A 14,400-nucleotide genomic window follows, 5' to 3' on the forward strand; every position below is an offset into this window, starting at 1 on the left:
TGCAATTGATTATTTACTTGTGCGTGTAGCGCCTGAATTACTGTCGGTGCAGGTAGATCCGGTCCTTATCCCGGACAACCTGTAAGTCGAACGTAGCTGCCAGCGTTGTTAACAGCGTCTCTACATCCTGACTGGATAAATTGCCCGTAAACCGTCGTTCGGCCAGCGCGTCATCATCGAAAACAAGCGTCAGGCCCCAACCATCATTCAGCTGTTGGGCAATGGCGCGCAGCGGGGTGTTTTCGAAGGCAAACTCCTGCTTAGTCCAGGCCGTATACAGTTGCGGTTTGGCCGGTTTGATCGCGACCGGTGTGGCTTCCGACTGGGCCGTGGCTAGTTCGCCGGGTTTCATCAGCATCACACGAGTTGCCGGACCGTTCGGTTGTGACAACTGAATTTTTCCTTCCGACAGTACGACCTGCGTTTGTCCCCGGCGGGTGTTGACATTAAACCGGGTTCCTAGCACCGATATGTCCAGGTTGGGCGTGTGGGTAATGAATTTGAGCCGCCCCGACGACGTGCGCTGTTTGGTGACGGTAAAAAAAGCTTCGCCTTCGAGCCATACCTCGCGGTCGCGGGCGTTTGTCCAGTCGGTTGGGTAGGAAAGCGTTGAGTTCCCGTTCAGCCGCACCTGCGACCCGTCGGGAAGCGTAACGGTCAGCAACTGGCCGTAATTCGTATGCACCTCCTGCCGTTGCCCGTAGTGCCAGTAGGCCCAGCCACCGCCCGCCAGTACCAGCAAACCCGTTAGCGAGGCCGCCAATTGCCAACGCCGGAATGGATTGACCCAACGTTGCCAGCGTGGTTTGACTTCGCCGGATGGCTGCATCTGCTGCTCGTAGGCCGTATCCAACACCTGCCAGATGCGTTCCTGGCGGCTGTCCGTCAAATCGTCCTGCCGAATGCGAAGGTGCAGTAAAATGGCACTGGCTTCCTCAATGACGGGCTGCTGTTCGGGATGCCTGAGCATAAACGAATGCCAGAACGACATCGTCTCTTCGTCGGGCTGTAGCACCCACCGACGAAATGATTCGTCCAGAACAAACTCGTTGATGGAGTAATGACTATAATCCGGTAGATCTGAGGCATTCATGCGATGAGGGTAGCAGATGACAAAAAACAAAGGCGTTCATCGGCTTTATTATCCCTCGCAGTCGCGATTATTTTACAAAATTTATCGGATCAGTGCCAGGACGGCGAGAATAGTGTGCAGGGCCATCCGCTTTTGGAGCGAGGCAATGGCTTTATAGACAATCTTGTAAACGGAGCTTTGCTCGATGCCCATGACGCCCGCTATCTCCTCGTAGCTCAAATTGTCGAAATACTTCAAAAAAAGGGCTTCCTTCTGGCGGGCGGGCAGGCTATTCAGCTCATGCAGTAAGAGCGTCGATTGTTCCTGAGAAATCTGGGCGTCCAGCCAGGTGGGTTCGTAGTAGAACTCGATCTTAAAATCGAGCGTGTCCAGTTCGTGATCGAATCGTTGTTCGCGGGTAAGCTTGCGGACGATATCCCGTCGAAGCGCCCGCATCAGGTAAAATTTAATGGAATCGGTGCGGCCTAACCGCTCGCGTGTTTCGAGGATGGTCAGAAACAGATCTTGCAGACAGTCCTCGGTCATTTCCCGATTCTGAGCGATCTTGTATCCATAGTTATAGAGTGTTTTGGCGTACTTACCGTAGAGATAGGCATAGGCCGCTTTATTGCCGTTTAAAAAATCATCCCAGAGTACGGTATCCGTTGAGTAAGAGTAACTTAAGGAGGCATCCAACTGAATAAGTGTTTAGCACATACTAAATGTAAAGAATTAACGGGAATAGTCATAATTGTTCCACAAAAAAGGATGTTTGGCGTAGCTGTGGTGTCGGCGGGTGGGTGGTGTTGGCGGGGCCGTCCGCATACTGTGGTGTCGGTTTCTCAAAACCGACATGCCTTGCCAACAGTCTGTGTCGGTTTTAAGAAACCGACATCACTAAAAAAACAAACAAGCCGAAAGCGTTAGCTCTCGGCTTGCAAACCGGAATGGATGGTCAACCGGCCACCGTGGCGCGGATCAGTTAGTCGGATACGAGAACTCATAATCGCCGGAGCCGACTTCCAGGGTAAGATCGTTCTGACCCGCTTTGATGTTGCGGAAATCGGCCCCCTGCGCGAGAGCTTTGCCGCCTTCGGTCACACGCGACGCGTCCGCTTTGGGGAGTCGGATGGTGGCCGTCGTGTTGGCCGGAACACTCACCCGGACGATCATCTGCCCGTTTTTACGCTCCCAGCCCGATTTGATATCACCGTACGAACTCTTCAGCGACGATTTGGCGTACGTCAACCGGTCGGTCGGCTGAGGCTGAATCAGCACATGTTTGTAGCCCGGCTTACCAATTTCGATGCCGCTCACGACCCGGTACATCCAATCGCCAATGGCCCCGTACGCATAGTGGTTGAACGAGTTCATGCCCGCATCCTGGAAAGTACTGTCGGGACGAATACCATCCCAGCGCTCCCAGATCGTTGTTGCCCCCATCTTGACGGGGTACAACCACGACGGGAAAGATTCTTGCAGCAGCAGATCATATCCTACATCCGTAAAGCCGTTGTCGGAGAGCACCTGACACAGGTAAGGCGTTCCCAGGAAACCCGTCGACAGGTGATTTTTGCGGCTCTTAATGTCATCGACCAGGTGCTGGGCCGCCAGCGGACGAAGTTCGTCGGGGAGTAGATTGAACATCAGGGCCAGCACGTACGCCGTTTGGGAATCCGAAGCAATTCGTCCGGTCGGGGTGATGTATTCGCGCTGGAACGTCGTCTTGATTTTGCTGAACAAGTCCGCGTACTGGCGCGCGTCGTCCGTTTTGCCCAGTACGGTAGCGGCTTGTCGCAAAAGGTCAGTCGAGTACGCGTAGAACGCCGTTGCGATCATGTCGTTGTTGGTGTAGCCATCAGGTTCGGCGTGGCTGTACATGTGCGGCTTGTAGAACAGCCAGTCGCCGAAAACGCTGCCGCCTTTCCAGATGTAGCTATCTCCGGCTTTCTTGTGAATGTACTCGACGTACGCTTTCATACTTGGGTACTGCGTTTCGAGAATGCGCTGGTCACCATAAAGCTGATAGATGGTCCAGGGGGCAATCGTGGCTACATCGCCCCAGCCCGCCGACGTCGCTGCATCTTTGCCAAGGGGATTCAGAATATCGGGAACGACGAACGGTACGGCTCCGTCCGCCCGTTGGTCGGCGGCAACGTCGGCCAGCCAGCGCGTGAAGAGAGCCGCCACATCGCGGTTAAAGCCAGCGGTCCGGCAGAAGGCCTGCGCGTCGCCGGTCCAGCCGAGCCGTTCATCGCGTTGCGGACAGTCGGTCGGTACGTCTACGAAGTTTCCTTTTTGCCCCCACTGGATGTTGTGCTGCAACTGGTTGACGAGCGGATTTGAACAGTCGAACTGACCCGTCTGCGGCATGTCGGTATGAATCACAACACCCGCCAGATTGTCCGGTTTAAGATCGCCGGGGAAACCGTCAACGGCGACGTACCGAAAGCCCATAAACGTAAACCGAGGCTCGTAGACTTCTGTACCATTGCCTTTCAGCGTGTAATGCAGTTCCTGTTTCGCTCTGCGCAGGTTGGTCGTGTAAAATTCGCCTTGTTTGTCCAGTACTTCGGCATGACGAATCTTGATGGTCGTACCCGCCGGGCCGCTTACGTTTAGTCGAACCCAACCCGTCATGTTCTGACCGAAATCGGCGACGAGTGTTCCCGATGGCGTTTTGAAAATACGGATCGGCTTGATCGTCTCTTGCCGACGTACCGGCTGACTGACGGTTGAAACAAGCGTATGGGTCGGATAGTTGGCTACCTGAACCGCCGACCAGTTGGTACCCGTAAAGTTGGGCGTATCCCAACCGGCCCGCTCCATCCGGGCGTCGTAAATCTCGCCGTTGTACAGTTCCGACTTGCGAATGGGGCCATCCGTGCTGGCTTGCCAGCTACCGTCCGTACCAATCACGTCGGTTGTTCCATCGGTGTATTGGATCACCAGTTGGGCCAATAACGCGGTGTTGTTCCCGTAAAACGCCGAATTGTCTTCATAGCCGAGAGCGCCTTTGTACCAGCCTTCGCCCAGCATCGCGCCGATGACATTCGCCCCCGATTTCAGTTGGTCGGTTATGTCGTACACTTGGTACTGAAGCCGTTTCGGGTAAACCGTCCAGCCCGGTGTGAGCAGGTCTTCGCCGACGCGCTGGCCGTTCAGGTGCAATTCGTATAAACCATGCGCCGTAGCGTACGCCCGTGCCGACGCCACTTTTTTGTTGATCGAAAAGGGTTTCCGCAACATCGCTACCGGACCCGCTGCTTTAGGATTGACACTGACCGGCAGTTCAACCCACTTCGCCTTTTGCCAGTCAGCGGGTTGCAGCAGGCCCATTTCCCAGTACGCCGGACTGCTCCACGACCCTTCTTTACCGGAGCCATCCCAAACCTTGACCCGCCAGTAAACCCGCTGGCCCGATGTGAGCGCTGGCCCCGAATATGGGCGGAGCACCGATTCATCGGAGGCTACTTTCTGGGAATTCCAGACCTGACTTTTACCCGCGAACGTTGGCGTGGTGGCTGCCTGAATCTGGTAAGCGGTCTGGTGGAGGTTACGGCCCTTGCCGGACAATTTCCAGCTCAGTCGGGGCTTGGTTTCGGCAATACCCAGCGGGTTGGTACGGTGTTCGCAGGTCAGCTCGCCGGGCGTGAGCTGGGCCAATGCCGTCCGGGTCAGCAGCAGACTCGTCAGCAGAAATAAGGAGGGTTTCATGAAAATGGGTTTAGAAAGGCTCTTAAAACAAGCATTCACGCCTGAAACGAGTAGGTACGTAAAGAACAGATCAAAATAAAAGCAATTCCAAATCGCCACTGTTCTGTGGTGTCATGGTCAAGCCGCATCTGTATGGTCATACACTTATTTACCGGTGGTTAGCTGCTTGATGACTGCCGTTTCCTTCGGGTTGAAAACGGAACCGTCGGGGCGGAACACGTCGTGAAACCAGACTTTTGGTTCTTCACCACTAGGCATGGGAGCATCCCAGGCGTAGATCGTGTTTGTTTTGCCTTTGACCAGGCCCCAGTTGATGGCCCCAACTTTATACTTTTTGAAGACGGGCAGGCAGGTTTCAAAGGTGCTGTTGCGCGTACGGGCCATGTATTCGGTGCAGATAAGCGGGCGGCCTTGCTTCTGCAAGTCAAGAATTTGCGCTTCCAGCTTGGGCGCTTCGGCGTAGTTGTGAAAGCTGATGATGTCCGACTGGGCGTACATAAGGTCGTTTGATAGGGGATGGTCGTGCCAGCTACCGACCGTAATGGGCTGCGACGGACGAACGGCCTGCGCCCAGACAAACGTTTTGGTCAACAAGGGTAACACGGCATCGTTGTAGCCGCTGTTGGTTGGTTCATTGAACAAATCCCAGGCGACAACCCGCTTGTCATTGGCGAAAGCCGAAAGGACGCCCTTGGTATACTGTTCTAATCCTTCCCACGTCCGTGAATCGAACAGCCGTTTGGTACCGGGACCACGCACCCAACCCGAATTGTGCTTGCCGACAACCGGATCGGGCTGTTTGCCGAGTTTAGGCTCGTCGTTCCAGCAGGAGTCGAACAGCACAAACATGATTTTGATGTGGTGCTTATCGGCAATCTGCAAAAATTGATCGATGCGTTTTTTATAGCCTTCGGCGTCCTGCTCCCAAACCAGATTGTGTAGAAATACCCGCATAACGTTCATGCCAATGCTTTCGGCGTAGCCCAGTTCACGATCGATGGTAGCCGGATCGAACGATTCAGCCTGCCACATTTCCAATTGATTGATAGCGGTGCTTGGAATAAAATTAGCGCCAACCAGGAATGGCTGCGTCTTGTACCAATCGTTGGCCTGTTGGGCTGTCCAGCGTTGAGCAATAGCTGAAAACCAGCTCATGTGGCCGATCAGCAGCAGAAAAAGAAACCGGGAAAACCGCAATGACGGACGTTGCATAAATAGTGGAGAGGTTTATATCTACAAAGACGATTTCTCGCTAATCTATTCGACTGCACGAAGTTTTTGTGATTGAGGTTAACTTGCAGCATGAAACTGTACCTCGTACCGACGCCCATCGGTAACCTCGACGATATTACGCTTCGGGCCATCAAAGTCCTGCAACAGGCCGACGCCATTCTGGCCGAAGATACCCGCACATCGGGCGTATTGCTGCGTCACCTGAACATCAGCAAGCCCCTGCACAGCTACCATATTTTCAACGAACACCAGACCGTACAGCGACTGGTGAATCAGTTGAAGGAAGGAAAAACCCTGGCGCTGGTGTCTGATGCCGGAACGCCGGGTATCTCGGACCCTGGATTTTTGCTGGTACGGGAGTGCATCAAAAATAACATTCCGGTCGAATGCCTGCCGGGGCCAACGGCTTTCGTTCCGGCGCTGGTCAATTCGGGTCTGCCCAACGACCGCTTTACGTTCGAAGGGTTTTTGCCCCACAAAAAAGGACGGCAAACGCGGTTGACTGAGCTGGCGGAGGAAGAGCGGACGATGGTGTTTTACGAGTCGCCCCACCGCTTGTTGAAAACCTTACAGCAGTTTGCGGACGTGTTTGGCGCGGACCGTCCGGCCAGCGTATCGCGTGAGCTGACGAAGGTATTCGAAGAAAATCAGCGTGGGCCTTTGTCCGAACTAATTGCGTATTTTGCCCAAAAAACCATAAAAGGTGAGATTGTTATCTGCGTACAGGGAAGAGAGCCTAAAAAATCGGGCCGGCGTTCGGATCAGCGGGAAGGAAGAGAAATCGACAATGACGACGAAGATGAATAAGCCAGTCGAGAAAAGTAGGGGTAGCGTACCGCTTGCAGCGTGGCTTTGCGGCTTGCTGGGTAGTCTTTTGTTGCTGACCCATCAGGCTTCGGTCGCGCAGGTACCTACGTTGTCGCCCGCTTCGCGCGTGAGCCTGGTTACCTACGGACCGGGGGATGACGACATTTCATCGGCCTTCGGGCATACCGAGATCCGAATCGTTGACCCGGCGCTTGGTCTTGACCGGAATTACAGCTACGGTGGCTTCGACTATCGGACGGACTCATTCATCATCAAGTTTCTGCGGGGTACCTTGCCGTACCTGCTGGATGTTCATAATCTGTACCAGGTGATGTTCTATTACCAGCAGACCAACCGGAGCATTCGCGAACAGCAGCTTAATCTGTCGACCACGCAGCAGCAACGGTTGCTGGCCGCGCTGGAAAAAAATTACCTACCCGAAAATCGGCAATACCAGTACCAGTTTTATTACGACAACTGCGCCACCCGGCCCCGCGATATGATTGCCGAAGCCTGCGGGGATAGCCTGACAATCCCATCGCGGTCGCGCATGACGGGTAAATCGTACCGCGACCTGATGAACGATTACCTGAACGAAAAGCCCTGGTATCAATTAGGCATGAACCTCGCCATTGGGCATCCCGCCGATGAGCAGACCGATGGCTGGCACGCCATGTACCTACCCAATCAGGTGTACGACCAGTTTGCGCACGCAACGCTGGTTCGGGCGAACGGTCAGACGGTGCCGTTGGTACAGGGTGAGCAAACGATTTTTGCCGCGCAGAAGCTGTTCCGGCAGCAGCTCCCTTTTCTCCTGGACCCCGATGTAGTCTTTACTATTTTCGGCGTTGTTATCGCTTTGTTTACGATCCGGCGGTATAGGACGGCCGGGAAAGTTGATCGCTGGCTTGACCGGCTGCTGTTCGGGACAGTAGGCTTTCTCGGCTGGTTTCTGCTTACCCTGTGGCTGATTCGCGATGACGGCGTAACGGCCTGGAACCCGACGTTGCTTTATCTGATGCCTTTTCACCTGCCGCTGATCTACTGGGCGACAAGCGCAAAAGCCACCGCCCGACGTCGGACAACATATTTCACCGTTACGTCTATTCTAATCGTACTGGGCATCTTCCTGTCTAACATACCGGGTGGGTTCGATGTGATTTTCCCGTTAACGCTGCTTATTCGCTGTATCGTCAACATACAGCGGGTTCGGCGGGGCTACGAGACGCCCGCGCGTGTGGCCTGAACAGAAACGAGACTAAGAGAAGGGAACGACAAGGGTTCGTCGGTAGAAATGAGTAGGCCGAAAACGTACCTAGCTTCTACCGTAAACTACGTTCCCATCTTTCATGAAACGACTACTTCTTGTTCTTTGTCTTTTTCGTTGTCTTGATCTCGTTGCTCAACCGTCTGAGCGGTTTGTAAAAATCGTTGTCTCTCCCGACCACGCCGACTGGCAGTATAAGATCGGGGAACCCGTCAGGTTTACCATAGCGGTCTACCGAAACAATGTCCTGCTGAAAGGAGCGAAGCTTCGCTACGAGATTGGCCCCGAGAAGATGGAGCCCACCAAAAAGGAAACCGTTACCCTGCGGGACGGAACCTTGGCGCTGGATGGGGGGACGATGCGAACGGGCGGTTTTCTGCGCTGCATCGCTACGGTTGAGGTTGACGGGAAAGAGTATCGCGGCCTGACAACGGCTGGCTTTGACCCGCAGACCATCAAACCCACGGTTGAAAACCCCACCGATTTTCAGGCGTTCTGGAATAAGGCCAAGGCCGATCTGGCGGCTGTTCCGGTTGATGCCCGCATGACCCTGCTGCCGGAGCGGTGTACGGAACGGACAAACGTGTATCACCTGAATCTACAGAATATCAACAATTCGCGCTTTTACGGTATTCTGTGCGTCCCGAAAAAAGAAGGAAAGTATCCCGCCATTTTGCGCGTTCCTGGCGCGGGGGTTCGTCCGTACAATGGCATGATTGCTGAAGCCGATAAAGGGTTTATAACCCTCGAAGTAGGCATTCATGGGGTGCCGGTTACGATGGAGCCGGTTGTGTACGAAAACCTCAGCCGGGGGCCGCTCAATGGTTACCCAGCCGCTAATCTGGACGACCGGGACCGGTATTACTACAAGCGTGTCTACCTGGGCTGCGTACGGGCGGTGGATTTTCTGACGAGTTTACCTCAGTACGACGGTCAGAATCTGGCCGTTACGGGTGGTAGTCAGGGGGGCGCTTTGTCCATTGTGACGGCGGGGCTCGATTCGCGCATCAAACGGCTGGCCGCTTTTTATCCGGCGTTGTGCGACGTAACCGGGTATCTGCACGGGCGGGCTGGTGGCTGGCCGCATCTGTTTACGGGGAACGATCTGGCCTACAACAACAAACCGGATCGCATCAAAACGACGGGCTACTACGATGTTGTCAATTTCGCCCGACTAGTCAACGTGCCTGGTCGCTACGCGTGGGGGTTCAACGACGAAACCTGCCCGCCAACGTCCATGTACGCAGCTTACAATGTCATTCCCGGCCCCAAGACGCTGGACATCGAATCGCTTGATCCGGGACACTGGACCTATCCGGAACAGACCGAACGAATGACCAATTGGCTGTTAGCTCAGCTAAAAGGAGAAAAGTAGGGCACAATCTATCTTGTCCTGCCACGCTGATCCGAAAAGTTGTTTGTCCGCACGAACGCAACCAAATTGACCTGAATTACGTAAATCTAGTATGCAACTATTTGTCAATACCACGCTCAACGACACGTTAAAGACAACGCTCCGCCAGCAACTGCCCGGCGATATAACGCCTGTCTTTCGCCATGACTTACCGGCTGATCAACAACAGGACGCCTTCAAAGCCGCCAATATCGTACTAGGAAACCCGCCCCCTGCCTGGTTTGCTGAGCCGCTGACTAATCTGCAATTCTGGCAACTGGATTCGGCGGGATTCGATGGTTACCGCGACGCACAAGTAAACGCCCAGATCGCGAACATGGGTGATTACTTTGCCTGGCCCTGCGCCGAAACGATGATCGCCGGAATCCTGGCGTTCTACCGGCGCATTCCTGAACTGGTAACCTTGCAAAACCAGAGCCAGTGGATTGGTGCACCGATTCGGGAGCGAACTGGTTTGCTGCGCGACAAGCGCGTGATTATTCTGGGTACGGGAACCATCGGTCAGGCGGTACGCCAAATGCTGACGGGCTTCTTCTGCCAAACAAAAATGCTGGCTCGTACGGATCCACAGGCCGATTTGCACTCGGTTGATGAGCTGAAAGCCGCCTTGCCGGAGACGGATATTGTAGTCAACTGTCTGCCCGGTACGGCCAGGGGTTTTTTCTCGGCTGAACTGATTGCCGCCATGCACCCCAACAGCATTTATGCCAACGTTGGACGAGGCACGACAACCGACGAAACGGCATTGATCGACGCGCTGCAATCCGGTCAGATTGGGGGTGCTGTTCTCGACGTGACCGCCACGGAACCGCTGCCCGCCGATAGCCCGCTCTGGACGTTACCGAATGTGCTATTGACGCAACATACGGGCGGTGGACAGCCCAACGAAGATGACGGGAAAGTGCTTCAGTTCGTGCGAAATCTTGGTCGGTTCCGGGCTGGTGAACCGCTGGAAAATGCCGTCGAACTGGGCCGGGGATACTAGCGGGAAATAGAAAGCTGGATTAGGGTATTTTGTGCATTTTTAGCCGTAAAAAGCCGTTTTTTCAACTTTTTTTAGTAAATTTAAGGAGTCGAACACAAGGTTTGCCGTTCGGCAGATCCCGCCTAATTATCCAGTGAAATAGTACCTATAACAATTCATGATGAACGAAGAAAATCAGGAACCGATAGACGACGAACAGGGCCTGCCCGAAGCAGCGTTTTCTGCCGATGACGCGGAGCCAGTAGAGGCTATCGGACCGGATGAGCAACCGATTGATACCGTCAACGAAGTGCTGCACGACCAAACGGTCGTTTCGGGACTTTACGAAAATTACTTTCTGGATTATGCCTCGTACGTCATTCTCGAACGCGCCGTTCCGGCTGTTGAGGACGGTCTGAAACCGGTTCAGCGCCGTATTCTGCACGCGCTTAAAGAGATGGACGATGGCCGCTTCAATAAAGTGGCCAATGTGATCGGGCAAACCATGCAATATCACCCCCACGGTGATGCGTCCATCGGCGAAGCGCTTGTCAACATCGGCCAGAAGGAACTGCTCTTCGATACGCAGGGCAGCTGGGGCGATGTTCGCACGGGCGATGGCGCAGCCGCTCCGCGTTACATCGAAGTTCGGCTTTCGAAGTTTGCGCTCGATGCCATCTACAACGATAAGACCACGGAATGGCAGCTTTCTTACGATGGTCGTAAGCGCGAACCCGTTACGTTGCCCGTAAAATTCCCGTTGCTGCTGGCGCAGGGTGTCGAAGGGATTGCCGTTGGGCTTTCGACCAAGATTCTGCCGCACAACTTCAACGAACTGATCGATGCGTCGATTCAGATACTCAAAGACAAACCGGTTCAGTTGTTCCCCGACTTTCAGACGGGCGGCCTGATCGACGTTAGCAACTACAACGACGGGCACCGGGGCGGTAAAGTTCGGGTTCGGGCGCGTATCGAAGAGGTTGACAAGAAGACGCTGGCCATTCGCGATGTGCCGTTCGGCGTGACGACCCCCCAACTGATCGAATCCATCGTAAAAGCCGCTGAACTGGGAAAAATCAGAATTAAAGCGCCAAGCCGGAATGTGGCCGCTGTGGTGGATAACACGGCGAGGGACGTTGAGATTCTGGTTCACCTTCAACCCGGTGTATCGCCCGACGTGTCAATCGACGCGCTCTACGCCTTCACCGATTGCGAGGTTTCGATCTCGCCCAACGCCTGCGTGATCATTGGCGATAAACCCCATTTCGTCAGTGTCGCGGACATCCTGCGCGTCAACACGCACCAAACGGTCCAGTTGTTGCAACGCGAGCTTGAAATTCGGCGTAGTGAGTTAATGGAGCGGTTGCTGTACAGCTCGCTCGAAAAGATCTTTATCGAAAACCGGATTTACCGCAAGATTGAGGAGTGCGAATCGTTCGAGGCTGTTCTGGCAACGATTGACAAGGCGCTGAAACCGTTCAAGAAGCAGTTTTACCGTGCGATTACGGAAGACGATCTGATTCGTCTGACGGAGATTAAAATCAAGCGTATTTCGAAATACGACGGATTCAAGGCGGAGGAACTGATGCGTAAGCTGGAGCAGGATCTGGCCGAAACCGAAGACAATCTGGCGAATATTACGCGTTATGCCATTGCGTATTTTAAGGACCTCCAAAAGAAATACGGGAAAGGACGGGAGCGTAAAACCGAAATCCGGGCGTTCAATACCATTGCGGCTAGTGTCGTAGCGGCTGCCAACCAGAAACTTTACGTTGATCGGGAGGGTGGCTTTATCGGATACGGCCTGAAGAAAGACGAGTACGTCAGCGACTGTTCGGACATTGACGACATAATCATTTTCCGGCGTGACGGTAAATGCCTGGTGACGAAAGTGCAGGACAAGGTATTCGTTGGCAAGGATATTGTTTACGTTTCGGTATTTAAAAAGAATGACGAGCGTAAAATTTATAACCTTATTTATCTCGATGGTAAGTCAGGCATTTCGATGGCGAAGCGATTCCCGGTAACGGGCGTCACGCGTGATCGGGAATACGATCTGACCATGGGTAATCCGAAATCGAAGATAACGTATTTCAGCGCGAACGATAATGGCGAAGCAGAGGTTATCTCCATTAATTTGACCGCGCAGTCTACGGCAAAGGTTAAACAGTTCGATTTTGACTTTGCTTCGGTGGGTATCAAAAACCGGGGAGCGCAGGGTAATATCCTGACCAAGTATAACGTGCGGAAGATTACCCAGAAAACGGGTGGTGTATCGACATTGGGTGGGGTAGATATCTGGTACGACGATCACCTCGGACGGTTGAATCGGGACGAGCGCGGACGAATGCTCGGTAATTTTGATGCGAAAGACAGCATTCTGGTCGTTTATAAAGACGGGCAGTATGAATTGACCAGCTTCGATCTGACCAATCGGTACGAGCCCAACGAAATCGCGGTGCTGATGAAGTTCGATCCCGAAACGGTACTCTCAGCGGTTTACTACGAAGCGAATCAGAAGGCCTGGTACGTAAAACGGTTTAAAGTCGAGACAACATCGCTCGATAAGAAATTCAGCTTTATCGGCGACGTTAAAGGCTCTAAAAACCTGGCTGTAACGGTTGATCAGTACCCGCGGATCGAGCTTGTTCATCAGGTGAAAGAGCGGGGACCACTTGAAAAAATGGTACTCGAACCCGAGGGATTCATCGAAGTACGGGGTTGGAAGGCATTAGGACAGAAATTACCGTTTGTCAAAGTGAAAGAGGTCAAGCTGCTCCCGCCCAAAGTTGTTACTGCCAATACGCCCAAAAGCGATGTACAGCCTGCTGCGGTACTGGAAGCGGGCAATACAACCGAAACCGAAGAAAAAGAGTCTATTCAGTTAGGGTTGTTTTCTTAGAAGGTGTCAAAACCTTATAGAACCCGATGCTGGGTTCTATAAGGTTTATCGATCAACCCAGCGGTCAGCAGGTAAAGCGGAAAGTATCGGTTCAGGTACGCTGCTTTCGCCGAAAATGCAGAACGTACGTGGCAAAATGCAACCGCAGTAAATAAAGATCCATTTGGTAATGTTGTTGGATTAACGAAAAATCCACATTTTAGCGAATAGAATGAACACGACGTTTGCCACCGACTATAGTGACGACACTCCGCGCGAAGCGGTTGGCATTCGTATGGTCAAATGGACGATTAAGATTGCTATTGCCCTTACTTTCAGTGGCTCTATCATCGTATTGATCTGCAACTGGTGGGTTGTGCAAAGCACAAAAGATCAGATTTTCTTCGACATTAGTGAATTGCCGGCCAATGACGTTGGCCTTGTTCTCGGCACCAGTAAGTTCGTCCGGTCGGGAAAAGAAAATCTGTTTTTTCGTTACCGCATGGAAGCAACTGCCCGATTATGGAAAGAAGGCAAAGTCAAGTACCTTATCCTGAGCGGTAATAACGACTCCGAGTATTACAACGAACCGGTCGATATGCAGCGGGCGCTGGTGAAGTTAGGCGTTCCGGCTTCTGTGATGACCCTCGATTACGCCGGTTACCGAACGTTCGATTCGGTCGTGCGCTGCAAAGACGTGTTCAACCAGGAGAAGATCACGATTATCTCGCAAAACTTTCATAATGCCCGCGCCCTCTACATCGGCAATCACGAGGGTATGGAAGCCATTGCCTTTGCCGCTCAGGACGTTCCCGACGGCTATTCCCTCCGGACGCTCATCCGCGAGTACCTCGCCCGGCCCAACGCGATCCTTGACGTGTATGTCCTGCGCCCGCAGACCGAAAAAGGGAACTGGGAGCGAAAATAAGCACAAACGCATTCCTGCATTTACTAGAAGTTCTGTTCTTACCTCGTTTACCAAAGAGTAAGGATGTAACGTTTATTTTACTGGATTGACTATTTCGTAATACTAAGCTGAGCGACC

10 protein-coding genes are annotated in these 14,400 nt (G+C 53.3%); 6 read left to right on the forward strand and 4 right to left on the reverse strand.

The features are described from left to right. Nucleotides 1-37: 37 nt before the first annotated feature. The 4 genes from M0L20_RS18505 to M0L20_RS18520 all read right to left on the reverse strand — a co-directional run bounded on the left by M0L20_RS18505 (nt 38) and on the right by M0L20_RS18520 (nt 6,001). A complete protein-coding gene (locus tag M0L20_RS18505) occupies nt 38-1,093 on the reverse strand; it encodes a FecR family protein (RefSeq protein ID WP_248478494.1) in 1,056 nt (351 codons plus the stop codon). 81 nt (nt 1,094-1,174) lie between these two features. Next, nucleotides 1,175-1,768, reverse strand: a complete 594-nt coding sequence (locus tag M0L20_RS18510) for an RNA polymerase sigma factor (RefSeq protein ID WP_232562677.1) — start codon at nt 1,766-1,768, stop codon at nt 1,175-1,177. 282 nt (nt 1,769-2,050) lie between these two features. Beyond that, entirely contained in the window at nt 2,051-4,789 is a 2,739-nt protein-coding gene (locus M0L20_RS18515) for a glycoside hydrolase family 78 protein (protein WP_248478495.1), read from the reverse strand. A gap of 144 nt (nt 4,790-4,933) precedes the next feature. Further along, nucleotides 4,934-6,001 carry a cellulase family glycosylhydrolase gene (locus M0L20_RS18520; protein WP_248478496.1) on the reverse strand — a complete coding sequence of 356 codons (1,068 nt, stop codon included), beginning with the start codon at nt 5,999-6,001 and terminating at the stop codon, nt 4,934-4,936. 90 nt (nt 6,002-6,091) lie between these two features. On the opposite strand from M0L20_RS18520, the gene rsmI reads away from it, so the two are divergent. From rsmI to M0L20_RS18550, 6 genes are all read left to right on the forward strand, one after another. After that, nucleotides 6,092-6,829 (forward strand): 16S rRNA (cytidine(1402)-2'-O)-methyltransferase, encoded by a 738-nt coding sequence (gene rsmI / locus M0L20_RS18525; protein WP_248478497.1) that lies wholly within the window; start codon nt 6,092-6,094, stop codon nt 6,827-6,829. Then, complete coding sequence (locus tag M0L20_RS18530; RefSeq protein ID WP_248478498.1) at nt 6,822-8,075, forward strand: lipoprotein N-acyltransferase Lnb domain-containing protein; 1,254 nt, start codon at nt 6,822-6,824, stop codon at nt 8,073-8,075. Before rsmI ends, M0L20_RS18530 begins: the two co-directional genes overlap by 8 nt. 103 nt (nt 8,076-8,178) lie before the next feature. Beyond that, entirely contained in the window at nt 8,179-9,471 is a 1,293-nt protein-coding gene (locus M0L20_RS18535) for an acetylxylan esterase (RefSeq protein WP_248478499.1), read from the forward strand. A gap of 91 nt (nt 9,472-9,562) precedes the next feature. Next, nucleotides 9,563-10,495: a D-2-hydroxyacid dehydrogenase gene (locus M0L20_RS18540; protein WP_248478500.1), complete on the forward strand. Its 933-nt coding sequence runs from the start codon at nt 9,563-9,565 to the stop codon at nt 10,493-10,495. Nucleotides 10,496-10,652: 157 nt separating this feature from the next. Further along, nucleotides 10,653-13,376 (forward strand): DNA gyrase/topoisomerase IV subunit A, encoded by a 2,724-nt coding sequence (locus tag M0L20_RS18545; RefSeq protein ID WP_232562684.1) that lies wholly within the window; start codon nt 10,653-10,655, stop codon nt 13,374-13,376. Between the two features lie 211 nt (nt 13,377-13,587). Next, nucleotides 13,588-14,283: a SanA/YdcF family protein gene (locus M0L20_RS18550; protein WP_248478501.1), complete on the forward strand. Its 696-nt coding sequence runs from the start codon at nt 13,588-13,590 to the stop codon at nt 14,281-14,283. Nucleotides 14,284-14,400 lie beyond the last annotated feature (117 nt).

Origin of the sequence: Spirosoma liriopis, assembly GCF_023196085.1 — a bacterium.
In the GTDB taxonomy this organism is placed as follows: Bacteria; Bacteroidota; Bacteroidia; order Cytophagales; family Spirosomataceae; genus Spirosoma; species Spirosoma oryzicola.

Excerpts from the sequence above, each read along its gene's own strand:
- M0L20_RS18520 (WP_248478496.1), bottom strand. The coding sequence starts at position 6,001 with ATGCAACGTCCGTCATTGCGGTTTTCCCGGTTTCTTTTTCTGCTGCTG.
- rsmI (WP_248478497.1), top strand. The coding sequence starts at position 6,092 with ATGAAACTGTACCTCGTACCGACGCCCATCGGTAACCTCGACGATATT.
- M0L20_RS18530 (WP_248478498.1), top strand. The coding sequence starts at position 6,822 with ATGAATAAGCCAGTCGAGAAAAGTAGGGGTAGCGTACCGCTTGCAGCG.
- M0L20_RS18545 (WP_232562684.1), top strand. The coding sequence starts at position 10,653 with ATGATGAACGAAGAAAATCAGGAACCGATAGACGACGAACAGGGCCTG.
- M0L20_RS18550 (WP_248478501.1), top strand. The coding sequence starts at position 13,588 with ATGAACACGACGTTTGCCACCGACTATAGTGACGACACTCCGCGCGAA.
- M0L20_RS18515 (WP_248478495.1), bottom strand. The coding sequence starts at position 4,789 with ATGAAACCCTCCTTATTTCTGCTGACGAGTCTGCTGCTGACCCGGACG.
- M0L20_RS18535 (WP_248478499.1), top strand. The coding sequence starts at position 8,179 with ATGAAACGACTACTTCTTGTTCTTTGTCTTTTTCGTTGTCTTGATCTC.
- M0L20_RS18540 (WP_248478500.1), top strand. The coding sequence starts at position 9,563 with ATGCAACTATTTGTCAATACCACGCTCAACGACACGTTAAAGACAACG.
- M0L20_RS18505 (WP_248478494.1), bottom strand. The coding sequence starts at position 1,093 with ATGAATGCCTCAGATCTACCGGATTATAGTCATTACTCCATCAACGAG.